The sequence below is a fragment of the Paenibacillus mangrovi genome (genome assembly GCF_022898935.1).
Lineage (GTDB): Bacteria > Bacillota > Bacilli > Paenibacillales > Paenibacillaceae > Paenibacillus_AQ > Paenibacillus_AQ mangrovi.
In genome coordinates this window covers 121,100-141,718 of the sequence record NZ_JALIRP010000011.1, presented here as the reverse complement: position 1 = coordinate 141,718, position 20,619 = coordinate 121,100, and the positions used below count along the sequence as shown (strand labels likewise).

Sequence of the window (20,619 nt, the reverse complement as noted above, 5' to 3'; positions counted from 1 at the left end):
GTCATCCCTCTCCTTCTACGACCAGATGTCTGCGCAATATTTTCAAGGCCTGATGCAGCCTGTTCTTTACGGTGCCTAAAGGCTCCTTGTAATGCTCGGCCAATTCTCTCAAGCTGTAGCCTCGCCAATAAAAATCCTCTACCAGCTCGATCTGTTGCTTAGACAAAAAGCGATAGGCGCTGCGAACCTGCTCCTTGAGAGAGTCTCTCTCAACATGTGCTTCAGGAGAAGGCGTTTGGTCAGGGATCCTTTCCAACTCTTCAGGGAGATAAGCAACAAGCCCGCTACTACGCCTACGCTGCTGGCGCAACCAGTCCATCGTCAGATTTCGGGTGATTGTAATAAGCCAACTCGTAAACTTGCCCTTGTCTGGATTGAACTCCGAATCCGTCGTCCACAGCCGGACGTAAACGGATTGGACAATGTCCCGTGCGGCCTGTTCGTCTCGAAGCGCCTTGTAGGCGAAGGAATAAATGAGGGACACATAACGATCGTACAAAATGGACAAGGCTTCCTGTTCCTTCTGTTTCACGAGCAGCATTAATTCGTAGTCAGATAGATGGTGCATACAGATGAGGCCTCCTTGGTCGCACCGGTTCAATATTTTAACCCGGTTTTATACGCACAATATTTTGGGGGATAAAAACAAGAAGACATCAGCAAGGAAACCAAATAAATACGGTTCCCCTGCTGATGCGAAGAAATGACGTTCCTGTCAATACTGCTCCTCTCACATGCACTGAGGAACTTTCATCTGCATCCCGTTATACGAAGCTGCATGATCAATCTCTAGTATAGTCTACTGAGCCGCTGGTGTACCGCTGAATTTATCCGGATCAACCACGAACCATACCTCTTTCACATTCTGGCCCAATGTGTCGCCATGCTTCATATCTTTCACAAAGTAATATAACGGTGAGCCTTTGTAGGTCGCTTGCTTGCTGCCGTCAGGACGCGTAATGGAGCCGAAGTCTTCCTTATTCAGAGTTGATGGCACACTACCTTCAATCGTCCCATATACCGGCCAATTGGCGAGACACTCGCCTTCGCAAACGCTCATTTGCGGCTTATCCTTAGTGAAATAGTATAATGTGCGGCCTTGATCGTCCGTCAGATACTGACCTAACTCTGAGTTGGAACCAAGCATAACACGGTAATCAGGCTTAGCCGCGAACCATACGCCCATAGCGCCTTCACCCAGGGTATCTCCAGCTTTTGCATCTTTTGCGAACGTATAGAGAGGCCAGCCTTTGTACATCCACTGCTTCGCCCCGTTCGCATGAGTCACGACGGTAAAATCTTTAGGATTCATCGTAGCAGGAATCTGTAGTTGATCCGCACTTAGGATAGGCCAATTTGCAAGACATTGCCCCTGACAGGCATCCAAATTCTGAGCGTCTTTTGAGAAGAAATAAAGTGTGCGGCCTTTGCCGTCTACTAGGACAGTCCCAAGTTTGGCATCTGTGCGCAGGCCAATTCTCTCACCTGCAGGCAGCTTAGCGGAAGCCGGAATGATTCCGTCCTTCTGCAATTCATCAAAAAGTTTCTGTCCATCTGGCATCGATACGGACAGGGATTCCACGAGTGCAGTGGAGACATGAGCGTTCGTCAATGCGGAGACGCTGGAGATTTGGTTCATTCCTTTGCCTGCAGCAAACGATTCCGTATCTTTGTAGGCGAAGTCCTTATCCGATTTATAACCTAGTACCTCTAGCAGCACCTTATACATCTGCTGCGAGCTAACGGTTTCAAGTGGACTGAAATGATTCGCCCCCTCGCCATTCCAACCGTATTGAGGGTTGTCATGTAGATAAGCAAGAACAGCCTGGTTGCTTGTCCCTACCTGATTCGCATCGACAAAGTTCTCCTTACCCTTATATGCACTCGCCTCGTCAAGCTTCCCCTGCAGCCGCAGCGAGATAATGGCTGCTTCAACACGAGTAGTACTCTTGGCTAGATAATCGGCATTAACACCGTTACCATCACCCAGCAGTAAACCGAGCTCAGCCGCAGTCTGCGCGTCTGTTTTTACATTTCCGGTATCTACAGTGGCCTCTGCAGCCATTGCGAACCCCGGCACCAGCAATGTTGCGCCCAGCGAAAGCGTAAGCAGCAACTTCCCCATTTTTTTCATCCTCAACAACCTCCTATGTAAATATGATGTTATTAGAAGATAACGTCGGGATGAACAAAGCGGTTTGAAGATGAGGAAAAAAATATTCCTTAGCGATTATAAAATGATTCAGTTCATTGAAAACTTATAAATTCTATAATCTTAAAAAGAGGCTTCTCAATAAGTTCAAACTGAACCCGTGAGAAGCCTCTCTTATATTCAATGACTTAGTAACGAATTTGTGCTTGTTACTTCATTCCTGTGATTGAAATTCCCTCAATAAATTTCCTCTGAACGAAGAAATAGAGAATGACGATTGGTATGGTAAATAACGTAGCTGCCGCCATCAATGGCCCCCAAGCCACCCTATTCTCACGCAGGAACTGCTTAAGTCCAATGGAAAGAGTCCATTTTTCCGGATCATTCAAGTAAATCAAAGGACCTTGGAAATCACCCCAAGCGCCCAGGAAGGTAAATAAACCGATCGTCAGAACCGCCGGCTTGGCTAACGGCATAATAATCTGCGTATAAATACGGAACTCTGAGGCGCCGTCGATTTTGGCCGACTCACTTAGCTCATGCGGTATTCCCATAAAAAATTGTCGAACCAGGAACACATTATAGGCTATTCCCGTACCGAACCAACTTGAAAGAACCAGCGGCCAGATGGAGTTGATCAGGTTCATTTTGTTAAACATGACATAGATCGGGATCATCGTTACCTGAAAAGGAAGCATGATCGTGCCCATCATGATGAAGAACAGAAAGTTGCGTCCCTTAAAGTCGATTCGGGAGAAGCCGTAGGCCACCATAGGCGTGATAATGACAACCCCTAAAATGCTAAGCAAAGCAATGAGTATCGTATTTAATGTATATTTCACAAAAGGAATCATACTGATGGCATCGGAGTAATTTTTCCATTGCAGCTCATCTGGCCACCACTTGATCGGAACGGTGAAAATTTCATTTTCTGTTTTCAAAGATGTAATGACAAGCCAGATAAACGGAGCCAAAAAGAGCAGTCCGACAATAATCAATATGGTATGAGCGAAAATCTTTTCTCTGATCACTCTTCTACCCGCTTTGCTGCGTGTTGGAAGCTTTCTTACATGCGGTACAGTTTGCGTTGGATTTGCGCTCATTACTTTTCACCCCCGTAGTACACCCATTTGGCGGAAGTTTTGAACACAATGATGGTCAGAATAAATACGATGACAAACAGCACCCACGCCATAGCAGACGCATATCCCATCTTCAAGAAAGAGAATGCCGTCTGGTACAAATAAATTGCGTAGAATAAAATGGAGTTCTCCGGTCCACCGATCGCTTGACCATTGCCATCTGCGAAAATATATCCTTGGGAGAAATACTGGAACGAACCAATCAATCCCATGATGACCAAGAACAGCGTCATCGGGGAAATGGCAGGGAAGGTAATGTTCCAGAACTTTTGCCAAGGACTAGCCCCGTCGATTGAAGCGGCTTCATAGTAAAGCTTGGGTACATCCTGCAAGGCTGCCAAATACATAATTGTCGTTGTACCGGTCCCCCAGAATCCCATTAAAATCAGCGAAGGCTTGGTCCATTTCGGATCTAACAGCCAGTTCGGCGCCGGCAGGTGGAGGTAACCGAGAACTTCATTGATAAGTCCATATTGCGCGTTCAACAGCCACATCCAGAGCAGAGATCCTGCAATCGCCGGAACCAATGTCGGCAGAAAATAAATCGTACGATACAGCGACTTTCCCTTTACATCACGATTGAGCAGCAATGCAATTACAAGAGCAAAGGCGATCTGCGGAAACAACCCGAAGATCGTAATAAAAATCGTGTTATATAAAGATAAATACATCTTTTTGTCATGGGCCAATGCAACAAAATTATCTACTCCCACCCACTCTGGGGATCCAAACAAGTTAAAATCCGTTAAACTATAATAAAGTGAAGTCATGATAGGTAATAACTGAAATACGAGAAGCCCGAACAACCACGGACTAATGAATAATAATCCTGTATACAGTCGCTTACGCGCTCTCCTCTTACTCTCTGACTGTAATGTCGTGGCAGCCATAAGATCCCTCCTAATCCCATTACGCGGAACAGCAGAATTTTTAGGCTCTGCTGTTCTACATTACTTCTTATTTTATTTTTTATCTTTATCTGCAATAGGCTGCATTTTCTGTACAACCGTGTCCATTGCTTCTTGAGGGGAGATTTTACCGAGCAGCGCTTTTTCAGTTTCTTCATTTAGAGACTGCAGGTACTCATCAATATAAATGCTGTTCGGGAATCCCTTGAGGTTCGGGCTCTTCGCACTTTCCAAGAAATCCTTCAAAGTTTTCATCTTTTCATTTCCAGTCAGCTTCGGATTATCCAGCGCTTTGGTCAGTATCGGAATCGAGCCATGCGCAATGGCGTATTCAATTTGAACGTCCTCGCTGAGCAAATACTGCATAAATTTCCACGCTTCTTCCGGATGTTTTCCTTTCGCAGGAATAAACATCGCGACAGGGCTCACCATACCTGCGTTTTTCAGCTCCGGCTGCGCTTCAGGATAAGGGAATGGCGCGACTCCAATTTCTCCATTCTCGCCACGATTATCGATATACCAGTTTTCCCAACCAATCATCATGCCCAGCTTGCCTGTCAAAATCGGATCCTGCGGTGTTTCCATCTTGCCCATACCGGATTTGAACTTGGCAATTCCTTCGTTGCCGAATTCCTTATAATAAGATGCTTGGTAAGCGATTGAATCGACGTTCGCTTTTTGATTAGCTGTCAGCTTTCCGTTGCCGTCATCCCATGAGCCGCCGAAAATGATTGGCCAGAATACGTTATCAATCCACGGATAATCCGGAATAAAGCCGATTTGAGTGATGTTTCCTGAACCATCTTTTTCCGTCAATTTCTTGGCGTCCTCAAACATTTGTTCCAACGTTTCAGGCGGCGCTGTAATTCCGGCGTCTGCAAACATCTTTTTGTTGTAAAACAGCTTATTGGCCATACTCATTGAAATCGGGAATCCATAAATCTTATCACCGACCTTCATGCGATCCAGCGCAGCCGGAATGATTTGCGAAGTATCGAAGTTGTCCCTCTTAATCATTTCATCTAGGTTTAAAACTGCACCCGCTTCAGCCCAAGGGCCGACTTTGTTCCAGTACGTGATCACGATATCAGGTGCTGCTCCACCGGAAATAGCCGTGAGCTGTTTTTGATCATCCTGGTTACCTAATACCTTGACCTTAATTTCGTTTTGGCTCGCATTAAATTCTTCGGCGATCTTCTCAACCTTTTTGGAACGGTCCGTCTCGAATGGGTTCCAGAACTGAATTTCTACCGTTTCTTTTTTTGGAGCATCTCCACTTCCACTAGAACTTGCGGCATCCTTCTCCTTTGAAGAACATGCACTTAACCCCATTGAAGCTACCAGCATCAAAGATGTGAATAAAATCAGTGATTTTTTACCTCTGCTTTTTTTCAAAGAAGTTCATCCTTTCAACTTTGGTTTCTGCACAGCTTACAGCTAGTTAGGGTAAAGCTTGTTATGTGTCTAAACCTAACCCTACCTTGGAAAGCGCTTTCCCAAGTAAATGGAGATTTCTTCTTTTTCCTCTCAGGCGGACTCAGGCCGCCCGAGGGATTATTATTTTTTTTATTTCATATGTTTCCAATTATCCATATCTGAAACACAATTTTAAAAGGGAATCACCTGCGTCAGCCTTACAATAACCGCCACGCTCTCCGCTCTGCTTACCGCTCTTGATGGCTGGAATGATCCATCTCCGCCACCTTTAATCAGTCCGTGTTCGGTCGCTGCCTTCACATCCGAAACCGCCCAATCACTAATTGCGGCTTGATCGCTATAGCTTGTAAACGGAGTCGTTCCCTGTCCGGCATAACCAGATTGATGAACCGCTCTCATCACCATGGCAATCATCTCCTCACGTTGAATCACATCGTTTGGAGCAAATGTCGCTTCGGTCTTTCCGTTGATGATTCCTGCTTGAATCAAGGCCGATACAGCCTCTGCATACCAAGCATCCGCCTTGATATCACTAAAGGATGTTTCTCCCCCCTTGGATTCCGGTTCAAACACTCGTGCGAGTAATGAAGCGAATTCCGCGCGCGTTACCGCCTGGTTTGGTTTAAAGGCGTCCTGGCTTACCCCTTGCACGATCTGCTTCGCACTTAAGAATGAAATCTCATTCGCTGCCCAATGGCTGCTCGGTACATCTGAGAAGGAATGCTTGTATTGAGCGATGAACATCGTGCCTAATTGCTTTGATTCCACCCGATACTTCATGCCATCCTTTTTCGCCTTGACATAGACCGGATTTTCACTTGAATCCAGGGTATATACGTTCGTTATGTTATCGTAACCTGCCGAGTCTGCCGAGATGGTAAGGACCACTGGCGAACCGATTTGCGAGATGGTTATCGCGGTTCCTTTTACTATGGCTTGAAGTGTCGCGGTGTAGGCGCTGTTCACGATATAGGAACCGAACCGCTGCAAATTGCTTTGCAGGTTGGACTCTTGACCAGCTGTCTGCTTACGTAGATCCACAATAAGCTGATCCCCAGCTGTCAATCCCTTTTGCTGTGAAATGCCAACTAGCTCGCTGCCCTTGATCTCCAGTGAGATCCCCTTCCCATTAACCGTGAGAATGAGATCCTTCATCTGGTCTAGCAATGAGTACGGAATTTGAACACCGGTTTGCTCATCCTTAAACGATACAGTCACTTTCCCGTCTTTGGCTGTGCTCAGCGCCTTCTGGTCAAGAATTACATTTCCAGAAACCGGCGGGGTTATTGGCACCGAAGGATTAGATGGCGTTCCGGTGAAGCCTCCCGTATCCGAACCCGGGTTCGAGCCTCCTGGATTCTGGCCTTTCGTTGCCTCCTTGAACACACGAATGGCTTCATTCAACTTCTCTGTCATCTGCTGCACTTCTTCTTGGCTGATGCCAGCTGTAGCAAGCACCGATTTCGCTGCTTCGATCGCCTCAGACAGCGTCTTCTTAGCAGTCTGGTACTTATCATCTGCCTGCTGGACAAGCTTTTCGGCTGCAGTAATCGCATCTTTCAATGGAGTCAGGTCCACAGGCTTCGGATTGCCTACCTGCACTTTTTGCTCAAAGGATTGCGATTTGCCATTATAGGTCATGGTAACTTTAACGGTGGCCTTTCCGTCCTTCACGCCTTTGATCTTGAGCATATTCTGGGTTTGGTTTTGGAATTGAACCGCATCACCCTTGATCTCCCACTTATAGACGGCTTGGTCCGTAGGAATGAGATAACCATTTTCGAAGGAGCTGCTCAGCCTCAGTGTTTTTTCCTGATCGATGGCAATCATTGAATTTCCACCTGTGATTTGATTGAATTTCCAAGGAGAAACCTCGACAGCTTTGGATTCAGCCTCGATATTCCCCACATGAGCACGAATGACGGCTTTGCCTGGCTGTAGTGCTTTCAACTTTCCATCCGATGTGACCTTTATGACATCAGGATTTGAGCTTGAAAATACGGCAGGTACGGTTACCGGTTTTCCTTCGTTGTCCTTTTCCGCTCGATTAATAACGACTGGAGACACCGTAGCTCCTACATCCACCGTGGCGATCGATGGTAGCGTTACGGTATAATCTTGTGCCAGCTTCAAGTCTTTGTACTTAATCAACTTGAAGTCATCGATATAGAACGTTGCGTCTTCCGCTTTCTGATCACGCACCAAAGCGACGCGTATCATGTTCTTGGTGTTCTTGTTTGCTTGCTCCAATTCTACAATGGACTGTTCAATATTCGTCCACTGTCCTGATGGAACCATAATGTACTTGGAAAGGGATGAACCCCAATTATATTCAGGCATATAAATGACCTTGAGCTCCTGGGGTTTGGCTGAAGGATTGTATACCGCCATGGATACGCTATCATAGGTGCTCCAGTCTTTGAGTGTATACGCCGGATAGGTTTCCTCCGGAGGCTCTTTCCAAAAATCAGGAAAATCAGAATCGATGTAAGCTCCAACCCAGCTCTCCTTGTAGGCTTTAAAGTCTAACTTCAGCGATTGCTGGCCTTCACGAACGTAGGTTGGATCGGTCTCCATGGAACGCTTCGTGTAATTTCCGTTATTTGTTCCATAGATCATGCCCCCTTCGAAGTCTGCCAGCGTATAGGTTTTGTCAACCTCTCCCCCAGTAACACTTTGAAGCACAACATCGCGATATATCGTTTGATCCGCAGCAATATCCACAGTCACTTCCCGGCGGCCGACTCCGCTCTTTTCGACCACGAATTGGTTCGGTGTCGCGAATAAACCTGTCAGCTGGAATTGTCCGTTCGCATCCGTCGTTACCGACTGGCCAGATTCGTCTGTAATGGTAGCTCCTGCGAGAGGATTTCCTTCGATATCTTTGACTACTCCTGCAAAACCGCCCGTTGGAGCCTCAAACTCACCCTTGGCGAACTTATAGATATCCTGGTACATCTGCTGTGCTGCCGGACTCTTGCTGTGGTAAAAATCATAGATGGCATATACATCCTGGTAGTATGCGATAATCGAATCTTTCATAAATTGCTTCTTGACGCCTGTAATCAAATAATTGTAGAGCGCTTGCCGATATCGCGGAGCCTCCAAAGCTCTTTGATCGAATTCCATTTCCACGCCAGCTCCGTTGGCATTAGCAAGATCCGCGGTTTCCCCGACTCTCTTGATCGTTGTGTTTTCTTCAAAATAATGATTCGGTTGAATCAGTGAAAAATCAAACCCAAGCCGGTTTCCATTAGCCTTCTCACCGGCACCAAACCAAGGAATCCATCCCAAGCGCATTCCTTTCTGATGCAGATAATCCGCAGCATAGCGCACGCTCTCAGGCTCTCCCGGAACTTCCGTATCCAGGTCTTCCTGCAACCAGTAGAAGCCGCTTAAGTTCAAATGTTTATACTGCTGATTGTTGAATCTTTCCGTCATCGTATCGATGTACCAGGCAATCAGCTCCTTGCGGGTCTCCAGACTCTCCAGATTCTTTGCTTTTCCGTCACCGTTAAAGTCTCCAAAGTCTTTACTTTGAGGATCAGGGAATGGCAATGTGAGATACACATTGACCTTTTTAGCAGAGTCTTTCAAATCGCTGCCGACTTGCTCGACAGCCGCCTCCAATCCGTCCAGCTGCAGTCCCTTTTCAAACATCCGGTCCATAGCCCATTTCCAATCGACTAATGTACCTGGCTTGCTATTAGGCACCCAATCGTAATAACGCCCCAAACTTCCCTTATAGGGGGATTGAGTGGTCAGCATCAGGAAGGTATCAAAGAAATAATCCTCTGCTTTACCCTGCTTATTCAAATAACCTACATATGGCAAGAACTGCTCCTTACTGTAATCTCCTATATGCTTTCCATCATAATTATCGGGATTGTAGTACCCGGTATAGATTAATGCAATATTCGAGGCATGGTTCGATTTAGGATCATCCTTAGGAAAATATGCTGCCAAAGTCGTCGGAACAGCCAGAGAAACCGTCAGCACAATGGCCAGCAACAGCGTACAAATATTCTTTGATCTGAATCGCAATGAAATATTCCCCTTTCAAATTCAGAATTTGGTGGGACATTTAAGCAGTTTCTTTCACTTGCATGTTCGGATAAAAATAAATGTTAGCGCTTTCATATCTAAGTTGTGATACTAAAAAGGAATAGTAATCACCTCCACTCAAAATAACATTGGAGAAATTCTCCTTCCAATTTGCGGTTTTATTGTAGCTTCATCCAGATGAAGTGTCAATACGAAAATCAGCTCATTTTTGAACAATAGGAAAAAAAGCCTCCCATTAGATTTTCACTAATGAGAAGCTTTATTAAATGTGATTAAACAGCATCACCCTCGTTTTTCATTTACTTACGTTATAAATTCGCAGGTCGATTAGATGAATGGCAGCCGACTCACATCATAACCGGTAATGGCAAGCTTTTCATTAGCAGGTATTCGCCCGTTCACCTCTATGTACCTGATCCCTTCGCTTATCGGACTGTATTCACAGGACAGCTTTGCGCCTTCCAGCTCAAAAGTTGTTCTTCGAAGGACCGTGCGCCGGGAATGTGCACTAGAGTGAGTCTCATCAAGAATTCGTGCTTTACTGGATGCAACACGAAACGCTTCAAATCCACCCGCCTCCTGCTCGCTGGAAACCTGAACAACGAATCCGTTGCCAGTCAGTACAAACGTCTTCGGGTCGAAGTCTCTTGCCTCTCCTTCGTAATTGTAAAACGATAGCATCAGAAAACCGTTCACCCGCTCCACCTTCACAGCGGCACGCCGGCCATGGTTCGTCAACAAGAGTGGATGGAACGCCATATAGACAGCTCCGTCTTTGACGAATACCGGACATGGCTCCAAGCTTTCTCCAGTTAACTCTTCAAGTCGCCGTTCTCCCAGCCAAATGCCGTCCGGTTCGCTGTATTGACATGGAATAAGGATAGATAGTTTCAGGCTTGTCACCTGCAATCGGCCAAACCGCTTAGGCTTGTAGAGAACCATGGCCGTCTGCTTATGCTGGAAAGCCAGCTTCCGTCCCTCATCCCACAGGGAATTATCGGGCGAGGTAATCGACATCCGCTCATAATCGTTCGACTGACCCGGCTTCTTATCGTTAATAACATACTTGGTATATATTGCCCGAGAATTGCGAAAAGACGTTTTTTTACGGGGATCACGACGTAACAGTAGATGAAAGGAATCGGTCTGCACCCCGTTATGGAACTCATGAGTGGAGGTACCTAGCGCATAATTCTCCGTCATATAAGTGGTATTGGAGCCAACTCCCGCCGGATATTCCACCATATCCTCCGCTAATAACGGGTCCTTAGGAGATTCCCAAGAGTGTTCATCCGAAGAGGATGAAAATTCCGCTGTACCAGAAACTTCGTAGGGATAGGTCTTGTTCAACGCATGATGAACCAGCTCTTCCGGACAATGGTAAATCGTATTCATCATGCTTGCTACACTCACATGTAGAAACGCCATGTTATGATGAATCACATACCCTGGCTCAGCATCTCGAGTACTAAACAGCGTATTGAGAGGGTTAACGGGAAGCAGATCGCCAAGGACCGCATATATTGCAAAATGCTGAGTATGTCCGATGGAATCAGCCGTGTACGCACGAGAGTAGGGTCCTGCTACTTGAGAGGTAGTGAGATGCAAGCGAGTCAATTGATCGGCCCATAAGCGTTCCTCGCATTGCAGAGCAATCCTCCTCAGTTCCTCATCCTCCACATGATTAGCTAGCTCAGCCAAGGCTTCCAATTGAATCCCTGTATACGTAGGACTGTTGAATTCACTGACAAAACCTCGCCGAATTAGCACCCCCTTCAATTGCTTTAGGCGCTTTGCCCCGATCTCCATGAGATGCGGGCGTGACAACAGCTTTCCTCCGATCAGCGCGATGAAAGTGCTCATACAAGGGAAATTATCGTTAACCCCGACAAAGTCCATTTCATCCGAAGCGCTCTCCTCGATCGTGTCCTCAAGGTAGCCATATAGTTTGTTCCTTGCCCCGTCCGTCAGCCGTTCATCGTATTTAATAACAATTTGTATGGCGATCTTCGGGGAAAAATGGCAGAAGTCATAGCGGCAGGCTTCAATAATGTTGTTCCCTGTAAGGCAAGCTTCCTTCGACCCCTCGGCCAGGAACGAATAGGCAAACCACAACCGCTCCCGTAAGCCCGTAATGTTATCCGGGCCGCAATAATTTCCATTCGCATCAAAATCCTGCAAATGATAACGAACGAGCAGCCTAAGAATATGATCGGCTCTCTCCTTCTGTTCCTGTAAATCGTAAAACGGCTTTCCCATGGTAAATAATCCCTTTCGACGTTTGCTCTAGTGCTCCAATCCTTCAATCAGCATAAGCAGCGTCATCGATTGGCCGTATGGCATCGGACAGATCGGAATGTCGCGATATGCTTGTAGCGTACGGCCCATTCCGGTGCCATAAGATACACCATGTACGACGCCGCCCTCATCGATCTTTGATACGACTGCGTTATACGCTTTCATACCGACCTCTCGATATGATTCAGACAAATAACCTTTTCGCACTGCCTTTAAAATGCCATAGGCGAAAGCTGCGGTTGCGGACGTCTCTGTGTAAGAGTTCGGATCATCCAGCAGCGTATGCCACATGCCATCGACCGCCTGCAATTCTGCAAGCTTGGATGCTTGCTGCTCCAATGCGGATAGAAGCAGCCGCTTCACCGGCATAGGAAGCTCTATCATTTCCAAGTAATCTACGAGACCTGCCGTGTACCAAGAATTGCCGCGAGCCCACAAAGCTTCAGCGAAGTGATGACAGCCGTTAAAGGTCCAACCGTGGAACAACAATCCCGTACGGCGGTCCGTTAAATATTTGATATGAAGCAGGAACTGATAAATGCTTTCATCAATGTAGCTTTCCTCTTTAAGCAACAGACCCATCCGACAAACGAACAGCACAGTCATATATAGCGTGTCGTCCCACAACTCGCCTTCGTTTAATTGGCCTGAAACGACGTGCTGAATGCCACCTTCCTCCGTTCTTGGCATCTCCATCACCGCATACTCAGCCCATTCCCGGCACAGCGCCATGTAATCCTCTCGCCCGGTTTCCTCGGCAAGGAAGCTTAGCGTCAGCATCGGACACATCGTGTTCACGTTCTTGGAAGGAAGGCCCTCTGCAATTCTTCTGTCAAACCAATCGATTAAATACTGCTTTATATCCTGTTTGGTTGTCTTTCGATAGTATAAGTAGAGGGAGAACAGACCCACACCCTGCGGCCACTCCCAGTTCTCCATGGAAATAATACCGATCGGGCAAGTTTCTTCTACAGCGCCGCCCTTTAAATGCTTGAGCTGTCCGATTACTCTATCGATTATGGCGTGAGCCTCTGTCTTGTAAAGATCAATCGTTTCATTCATTAGTCTTCACCGCTTTCTATTTTATGGGGATCAAGGATGAACTCTGCCAGCTTCCTGTCTCCTTCGAACAACGTTGCACATCTAATTTCCATATAGGTTTCTCGAGGAACCTCTCCATCTTTATAAGAAGCCTCTACAAGACGCAATCTAGCTGCGAGAGCTGTTGCTTCACTTAAGCTGCTTATGCCGTCCGCATAATAAATTGCCCAGCCGGACTCCAGCCTCGGCTGCTGCAGCAGCTTTAATTCTCCAGCATAAAGCACTTGCCTTAATCTAAGCGTATCGCCGTCCATAACGGGATGAATCGTAGGCACTTGGCGAGCAAGATCACCGTATGCAATGGCGAGCAGCGGCGCTATCAGCACTGCCGACTGCGGATATTGCAGGATCGTCCATTCTCGGCCATCTGCTCCTAATACTGTCCGCAGTTCGCCTGTCCAGCGATTCACGATCCACTCATCGGCAAGCTCGCTTGCTTCGTTATGAATACGGCTCATGCTGCGCACAACCAATACAGCTTGGTTCTCCTGAACCGACCTGAGCTGGGTATCCGGATACCACGATTCCTGAAACAGTGCCGGTCCTAAATACGCCTTCTGGTAGTCTGCCGGATGGGTCCTGACGCTTTCACCGTTATGCGCATACCAGCGCAGGTAGGAGACCTGATGCCCTTCTACCGCAAGAGATACCGGATACGATTGCCAAGCTAAGCCCCAGGTCGGCCATTGATAGGATCCTGCGATGACCGGGAATCGGTTCACGCTACCAATCCTTCCCGTTACACCAACCCATGTATATGCATAGCTCGAATCCATGATCCGTTCAGATCGACTCCGCTGGATCGGCAGCTTCGAGTCAGGCTTTTCCTTCTGGAGATCCTCTTCAAATAACAGATAAGACAAACCATTCCATAGACTACCTCCAGTCTCCGCTTCGATGGATGGGCTGGTTTCCATCCCAGCTACCCTCCACATCAAGCTGCTCGGGTGCAGCTCGCCTTGATCATTATAGCTACGGATGGCGGGCACAAACTCATACCCCTCATGAAATCGAACATAATCCACCAGTCCCTCCATCACCGTTCGAATCCTCTCCTGCAACCCAAGGTTCTCAGCATACAAGGAAACACTTGCAATTCGAAGCGCATTCATGATGATCTGAATATAGATTAAGCTGATGTTCTCGCCCCAGCCCCAGCCTCGGCGAAACGTATATTCCAGCCATCGCTCGAAGAAGGCTATGCCTGCTTGATAGTGATGCGGCAAGCTGCGAATTTTCGAAATAGCCAACAACAGCGCGCCATCGCTCACGATTTTATTCGAATAATACAAGATCGGCTCCTTTAACTCATGCTCGAACCAGACTGCACCGTGATCCAGCATTCGATCCAGAAGCTCCCGATGAGTCACGGGCACTTGTTCTTCCAAGTAAAGCCGCAGCACAACCAATGGCATTAGAATAAAGAAGGCTGCATTCGAGTCGTTGACTCGTGTTTCTTCCCGGTACCAACGAAAGGCTCCATAATGTGGACTCATCTTGTCTGTGATCTGTAATTCTGCAAGCGACTCGAGGATTTGCAATCCTTGCGTCTCTTCCAGCACTCCCAGTGCAGTACCAAATGCATAATACGCAGCGGTTGACCGCCCGTCGTGCGCTTCTTGAACTTGGGAGCCTTCAGCCGTATGTCCCGGCTTTCCTAGATTCACAAGACCCTCCTCCACCCTGAGCTTGCAGCCGTACTGCTCCCACATCTCCCGCCAAACCCGTTCCGTATGCAAATTCATGCTTAGATCCTCCGATCCAATCCTGTTATTTCTTTTCATTGAGTCTAGCTTTAATTTAGATCCGTACGCGATTTTATTGCAATTACCAATAATTCGTCTTAGACACTGCATAAGAAAAACGTCTATCGACGTACTTTCACAGAAGACAGACCGCGTTAAGATGTAGTTTTTCTTGCGATTATAGAATTGTTCAGCTTCGCTGAAAACTTATAAATTCTATAATCTTAAGAAAAAGGAGGGCTTTATGCCCTCCCGCAGATTGCGAAGTGATTATCAATTTTTCGGTAACTAGACTCAATCTCTTTCCGTATATTCGAAATAATCGAAATCCGCATACCCGTTTTTACCCGAAAGATCTTGGCAGCACATCCCTACAAAAGCTCCGGTATACCGTCCCTCGCTGCAGTATTCATCCGACAGCTTGCTGGCATCCATAACAGGACCAATAGTGGTCCATTCTTTTTCATCCTTCGAATAATAAAACTGAAGCCTATTGTAATCCACTCTAACCTGCAAAAAGCAGCGCTTCCACCCTTCAATGCTTAATTCTTGATTGAGCGGATTTACGAGCAAGTTGTTATCGCTATGCAGAATCCCAAGGCACTTTCCTTGTTCCTCATCGTGAGAAACGTACAAATAGAAGTAATTTTGAATATCATATAGGCAAATCAGTCCTGCAGCCTGTCGATAGGATTCCGGTTCAAATTCCAGACCTACTGAGGCTGTATACTTAAAAGACTGCTGGCGCCGTGCCACTAAAGCCTGATGATGCTTAGAGCTTAAAGATTCCTTGCCCTTCAATCGCAAATATCCGGGGCGATCTTTCAATGACAAGGTTTCCTCCCCAAGTGGGATCCGTAAGGTTTGAAAGTGAAGGTTTAAGACATCATGATCAAAATCGTCTCTATTCGGTTCAGATTCCCACACATGCTCAGGGAGTTCAGGTGCAGCTACAAGTACTTGGGGCTCACTTCCTCCAGCTTCTAGCCTCAGCCAATGGTCTTCCGTCCAAACCATTTTCTGAATCGAGGTCTCCCGGCCCAAAGTACACCTTCCGCTATTCGGGATTGGTCTTCCGCATAAATGCACCATATACCATTCCCCTTCAGGAGTTTCCACTAGATCACCGTGACCGGCCTTTTGCAGCTCCAACCGAGGGTTAAATTGAGAAGTCAGGATCGGATTTTGCGGATCAACCTCATACGGTCCGGTTAGAGATCGGGAACGCGCCATCGTTACAGCATGATTCAACCCCGTACCGCCTTCTGCCGTAAGCAGGTAATAATATCCGTTCCGCTTGTACAAATGAGCACCTTCCGTAAATCCAATCGAGGTGCCTTTGAATATATTCCGAACAGGGCCTACCAATCGTTTCTCCTTTACGGAATATTCTTGAAGCAGGATACCGCCAAAACGGTTTTTCCCTTTACGATGGTCGAACACCATATTCACCAGCCATTTTCGCCCATCTTCATCATGAAAAAGGGACGGATCAAAGCCCGTACTGTTCAAATAAACGGGTTCAGACCATTCTCCAGTAATGTCATTCGTCGTCACGAGATAATTATGCGTGTCTTTGTATGCGCCATTATCGGTTTTCACATTCGTGTAAATGAGATAAAAGATTCCGTTATCATAGCTCAAGCATGGAGCCCATACCCCTCCGGAGCTCTGAGTCCCTTTCATATCCAGTTGTGATATTCGTTTTAATGGATGCGCGGTTAGCTTCCAATTGACCATATCCCTGGAATGGTGAATTTGTACGCCCGGAAACCACTCGAAAGTCGAAGTCGCTATATAATAATCGCTGCCTACTCTCAGAATGGACGGATCCGGGTTAAATCCTTTTAGGATAGGATTTTGTATGTATCTCATCGCTTCATCCCTCATCAATCCTAATATTTGTTGAATCTGGATTAAATGTAGCGTCAAATCTCATTTTTTTGCAATTACCAATTATTCGTTAGGCCAATAAAAGGCATTATCAATATTCAGTTCCATTGACAAAAAGAAAAGCCACAACACGATGATGAGTCGCATTGTGGTTTAAATAAAGGCCTTGTATTTTTCATCCTAAAATTCGCTAAAATGATGTCATCTGCGTTTATTCTCTTGGTTTCAAACACTTGAATCGCTCTACTTTTGTGTCAGTACATATTGAGCGTCTCGCAGCAAATATTTTGCCGCTTCGCTTGATATATGCTTCCCGCTTTGAGCCTTTACATCATTCATAAAGCCTTTCAGATCGTTGTTTGCCAATTTTCCCAGCAGACTTTTGGTAATATCGGCATCATCGATCCCATTGTTATTTGCAAAGCGTTTCACCAATGCCTTTAAAGAATCGATGCTGGCCACCGTCGTAAACTGAACGGTCTTGCTTACCTGGTTGCCGACCAAGTCGCTGGAGGATACAACAAGCGTATGCTGCCCAAGCGGCAGCGTATAAAGCGGGATCGCCGTTCCGATTTGATAAGAATACGTATCGAGCGTCACCGTCGTCTTGCTGCTGTCTACACCCGACAAGTTATCCGTCAATGTAATCTGAGGCGTCAAATCCCCGGAATCTTCATAGATGCTGTTGTCCCCCGGAACGGTCACCGCGATCTCCGGTGCTGTCTTGTCGATGCTAACGGTAACGGTATGCGTCTGTTCCACGTTGCCTGCCTTGTCCACGCTCCAATATACAAGCTGATGAACGCCTTCTTCCGACAACACCACCGTGTCTCCCTCTTGCACGGCGCCATCGTCTACCGTGTAGTAGGTATTGGCTACACCCGATCCGTTATCGCTTGCGCTTAAGGTTACTGTGGTGTCTTGATTGACCCAGCCGCTTGGCGCATTGTCCTTTGTCGTTGGTGGCTGAATGTCAGAATTAAGTAATATATGGTAGTCGCTTAGCACATAGTTGTACAGCTTGACATCATCGGCTAAACCTTTAAACCATCCAAATCCGCCTCCGCTGTTAGAAGCAAGCCAATACCTTGTTCCTCCTGTCCACATCTTGTTTATACTTGCAGGCGTACCCTCGGATTGACCGTTGACATACAGCTTCATCTGTCCATTATTTTTTGCAGACAGCGCAATATGGTACCATGTCCCAGCCTGAACAGTGGTTGTACCGGTCACAGTTTTTAGCGCTCCATCATACATGTAGGCTTCAAACTTACCGCTCGAATTAATTCGCAATTGATGTGAAAATGATCTGGATGCACCAGAAGAATCCGTTCTTACCCATATATTCTGCGCTGTTGCCGCCTCTGGTTTTACCCATAAGGAAACCGTATATGCTGTTGGGTTTAATGCATCAGGTATATCAACGAAGGAGTTGGTGCCATTGAAGGAAAGAGCGTTGCCTACTTGACCTGATACCCACGCAGTTCCTCCGTTCAATGTACCCGTTTTACTATTGCCTGATGAATCGGAGGTGACTGTACCGGAGCCTTCATCGAACTTCCAGTGGGCTGCTAAGTCGATCTTCTTTACAGTTACGCTAACGCTTGTTGACAATGACACGTTGTTCGGGTTTATGACTCTCGTAGGCAGCGTTATTTCTCCTGTTACCGTAAAGTTCTGCTCCGTCGCGGCAGTTGGATCGTAGCTTGCACTATTTAAATCCCAAGTCACGCTGGCATCCACATTTTCCACATCGGTAACCAGTCCTACTTTCTCGGGCAATCCAAGAGCTGCCGCTGTCTTTGCCGTTCCGATGTCCACTGTTATCGGAGCAGGCTCTGTGATACTGAATAATTTTTTTAGCGGAATGATATCCTGATATCCGGCTTCAATTCCTGCCCGATCCATGATCGCAAGAGCAGCAGGCGGCCAATTCCCGTTTGAGACGACAGTGGTGTTGGTAACTTTGGTATTGGTTCCAGCATTCGTATTGTTTGAAGTTGTTGTATACGTGTTATTTACATCAATGTCATGGATCGTGTTTTTCCAAATGAGAAGATATCTGGACGAGTTGTTAACAACATTGTCTGTTATATCGTACCAACTGCTGCCTTCATCAGGATACAAGGCTCCGTTTGTGTTCCACTCATTCTGAATATAGTTGTTTGAGATCATTCCCTTGTTTGTGGAACTGCCATTGGTTGAGCCATTGGTATAAATCGCTCCACCATCTGCTAACAATGCCATATCATCGTGTATATAGTTGTACTGGATGTTTGATCTTTCATGAACCGTGGTAGGAGTAGTCCCCCATCCCCAGCCCACATGGATACCTGAATAAGGAACATTGCCTATTTCATTATGCGTGATATCCATATCCTGAGGTAAGCTGGCTGCTATGGCTGTTGAAGCGAAATACTCAGCACCAATTTTGTAAAAGTAGCTATTATTTATATCATTATTTCGAAGCATCACACGAGGATCTGTGGACTGAGCGTAGTTTTCAGAACCTACGTTATACAGTCCTGTATAATCCCCAACCTGTATACCATTGCCTGAGATATCCGTAAATACCGTTCCTACTACCAGATTGTCCTGAGATCCGGTATACATGTTCAGTCCGGTACCGCCAAGGTGCTCGAATATGTCTCGTTCAAACTTAATGGAATGGGCGTATTTCAAATTGATTGCAGCGTTAATGATGGTTTCACCTAGGTCATCCCTTAGTACGTTGTTCTGAGCATCCGGTAATCCGCGATCTCCATTCACTCTTAGATAAGTTGCATACGAAAAAGTAACGCCTTTGAATTGGATGTTGCTAGCCTTATGATCAAGATCAGAGCCTTGAATTCTTACTAATTCTTCCAAAGTGGGTACAATAACCGAAGCTGTTGAAAGATTCTCTCCAGATCTTGGTTTATAATAAAAATAGTCCGTTGCTCTGTCCAGATACCATTCCCCTTCTGCATCAAGCAGCTCGTAAGCATTCTCAATGTACCAAGGAATTCCGTTTGAATTAAAGGTTCCGCCAACTGAAGTTCCCCCTTTATTGGTTACAAATCCCCAACCGGGCTGCTTCATCGTGAATGTAGTTGTGGTTCCGTTATTCGTAATCGTGCTGACACCAATTCTTGGCGCAGTCCATTGATTTTTATATACAAACTCGATGTCACTCTTGTTTCCCCAGTTATGCATGGGAATCGTGCTATTTGCTAATACATTGCCCGTTGCCGTATAGCCCGATGCTTTAACGAAGGTCAGTGGTGAAGGCGCCCCCGTGCTCCTTGCTCTTGTTGCCCTATTTCCATTGACGAATAGTTGCCTCGTTTCAATGTCTCCACCTGCATAGGCAGTGTAAATATTTTTGCTGGCATCGTATAAGGTCCATCCCGTAATCTGCTTGCCTCCGCTAATCACCGGCTTCTCGCCGTTATAGGCGGAATAAATAATGTTGAACCCATTCGTTCCCGAGTCTGCATCCGTGAAGTTCAAGGTGGAATTTAGCGTGTAGGTTCCGCCTCTAAGTTTCACTTCAATATCGTCAGTCATGTTGGCATTGATCGTACGCACAACGTCGCGAGCATGCTCAATCGTACGGAATGCGGTAGTCGTTGACATACCATCATTCGTATCCTGGCCGTTTACTGGATCGACATAGTAAGTCGCTTTTGTATCCGCTCTCACAACAGGACCCGGTATGACAATGGCTGCCGATAAAATCAAACTTAGGCACATCAAAACCATGACCAATTTCTTTAACTTACTACCTCTTCCAATAAACATCCTCTTACCTCCCAATCAATATTTATTTGACTGACCAAGTTGTAATCTTGAGAACGATCTAGCAGTGAATATTAAATACGATTTTCCTCCTTCCC

At 46.4% G+C, this 20,619-nt stretch carries 11 protein-coding genes; all 11 read right to left on the bottom strand.

Features of this window, described 5'->3' with window-relative positions; all coding sequences use genetic code 11:
• Position 1: 1 nt before the first annotated feature.
• The 11 genes from MUG84_RS22400 to MUG84_RS22350 all read right to left on the bottom strand — a co-directional run bounded on the left by MUG84_RS22400 (position 2) and on the right by MUG84_RS22350 (position 20,524).
• Positions 2 to 568, bottom strand: coding sequence for an RNA polymerase sigma factor (locus MUG84_RS22400; RefSeq protein ID WP_244729122.1), 567 nt, complete (start codon positions 566 to 568; stop codon positions 2 to 4).
• Between the two features lie 231 nt (positions 569 to 799).
• A complete protein-coding gene (locus tag MUG84_RS22395) occupies positions 800 to 2,134 on the bottom strand; it encodes a hypothetical protein (protein ID WP_244729120.1) in 1,335 nt (444 codons plus the stop codon).
• Between the two features lie 227 nt (positions 2,135 to 2,361).
• Positions 2,362 to 3,255, bottom strand: a complete 894-nt coding sequence (locus MUG84_RS22390; RefSeq protein WP_244729118.1) for a carbohydrate ABC transporter permease — start codon at positions 3,253 to 3,255, stop codon at positions 2,362 to 2,364.
• Entirely contained in the window at positions 3,255 to 4,184 is a 930-nt protein-coding gene (locus MUG84_RS22385) for a carbohydrate ABC transporter permease (protein WP_244729116.1), read from the bottom strand. The genes MUG84_RS22390 and MUG84_RS22385 overlap by 1 nt, the downstream gene beginning before the upstream one ends.
• 72 nt (positions 4,185 to 4,256) lie before the next feature.
• Entirely contained in the window at positions 4,257 to 5,597 is a 1,341-nt protein-coding gene (locus MUG84_RS22380) for an ABC transporter substrate-binding protein (RefSeq protein WP_244729114.1), read from the bottom strand.
• Between the two features lie 213 nt (positions 5,598 to 5,810).
• On the bottom strand, positions 5,811 to 9,683 hold the full coding sequence (locus MUG84_RS22375) for a DUF4855 domain-containing protein (protein WP_244729111.1): 3,873 nt from the start codon (positions 9,681 to 9,683) through the stop codon (positions 5,811 to 5,813).
• 348 nt (positions 9,684 to 10,031) lie between these two features.
• The gene (locus tag MUG84_RS22370) at positions 10,032 to 11,963 is read right to left on the bottom strand and encodes a hypothetical protein (protein ID WP_244729109.1); all 1,932 of its coding nucleotides are present in this window, start codon (positions 11,961 to 11,963) and stop codon (positions 10,032 to 10,034) included.
• Between the two features lie 27 nt (positions 11,964 to 11,990).
• Positions 11,991 to 13,064, bottom strand: a complete 1,074-nt coding sequence (gene bglB / locus MUG84_RS22365; RefSeq protein ID WP_244729106.1) for a beta-galactosidase BglB — start codon at positions 13,062 to 13,064, stop codon at positions 11,991 to 11,993.
• Positions 13,064 to 14,848, bottom strand: a complete 1,785-nt coding sequence (locus MUG84_RS22360; RefSeq protein WP_244729104.1) for a hypothetical protein — start codon at positions 14,846 to 14,848, stop codon at positions 13,064 to 13,066. Before MUG84_RS22360 ends, bglB begins: the two co-directional genes overlap by 1 nt.
• A gap of 294 nt (positions 14,849 to 15,142) precedes the next feature.
• Positions 15,143 to 16,723 carry a glycoside hydrolase family 43 protein gene (locus tag MUG84_RS22355; RefSeq protein WP_244729102.1) on the bottom strand — a complete coding sequence of 527 codons (1,581 nt, stop codon included), beginning with the start codon at positions 16,721 to 16,723 and terminating at the stop codon, positions 15,143 to 15,145.
• A 261-nt stretch (positions 16,724 to 16,984) separates the two neighbouring features.
• A complete protein-coding gene (locus MUG84_RS22350) occupies positions 16,985 to 20,524 on the bottom strand; it encodes a LamG domain-containing protein (RefSeq protein ID WP_244729100.1) in 3,540 nt (1,179 codons plus the stop codon).
• Between the last annotated feature and the right edge of the window lie 95 nt (positions 20,525 to 20,619).

What these genes read in the sequence shown, in the direction of transcription:
- MUG84_RS22350 (WP_244729100.1), bottom strand. Translation starts at nt 20,524, where the DNA reads ATGTTTATTGGAAGAGGTAGTAAGTTAAAGAAATTGGTCATGGTTTTG.
- MUG84_RS22395 (WP_244729120.1), bottom strand. Translation starts at nt 2,134, where the DNA reads ATGAAAAAAATGGGGAAGTTGCTGCTTACGCTTTCGCTGGGCGCAACA.
- MUG84_RS22400 (WP_244729122.1), bottom strand. Translation starts at nt 568, where the DNA reads ATGCACCATCTATCTGACTACGAATTAATGCTGCTCGTGAAACAGAAG.
- MUG84_RS22370 (WP_244729109.1), bottom strand. Translation starts at nt 11,963, where the DNA reads ATGGGAAAGCCGTTTTACGATTTACAGGAACAGAAGGAGAGAGCCGAT.
- MUG84_RS22390 (WP_244729118.1), bottom strand. Translation starts at nt 3,255, where the DNA reads ATGAGCGCAAATCCAACGCAAACTGTACCGCATGTAAGAAAGCTTCCA.
- bglB (WP_244729106.1), bottom strand. Translation starts at nt 13,064, where the DNA reads ATGAATGAAACGATTGATCTTTACAAGACAGAGGCTCACGCCATAATC.
- MUG84_RS22360 (WP_244729104.1), bottom strand. Translation starts at nt 14,848, where the DNA reads ATGAATTTGCATACGGAACGGGTTTGGCGGGAGATGTGGGAGCAGTAC.
- MUG84_RS22385 (WP_244729116.1), bottom strand. Translation starts at nt 4,184, where the DNA reads ATGGCTGCCACGACATTACAGTCAGAGAGTAAGAGGAGAGCGCGTAAG.
- MUG84_RS22355 (WP_244729102.1), bottom strand. Translation starts at nt 16,723, where the DNA reads ATGAGATACATACAAAATCCTATCCTAAAAGGATTTAACCCGGATCCG.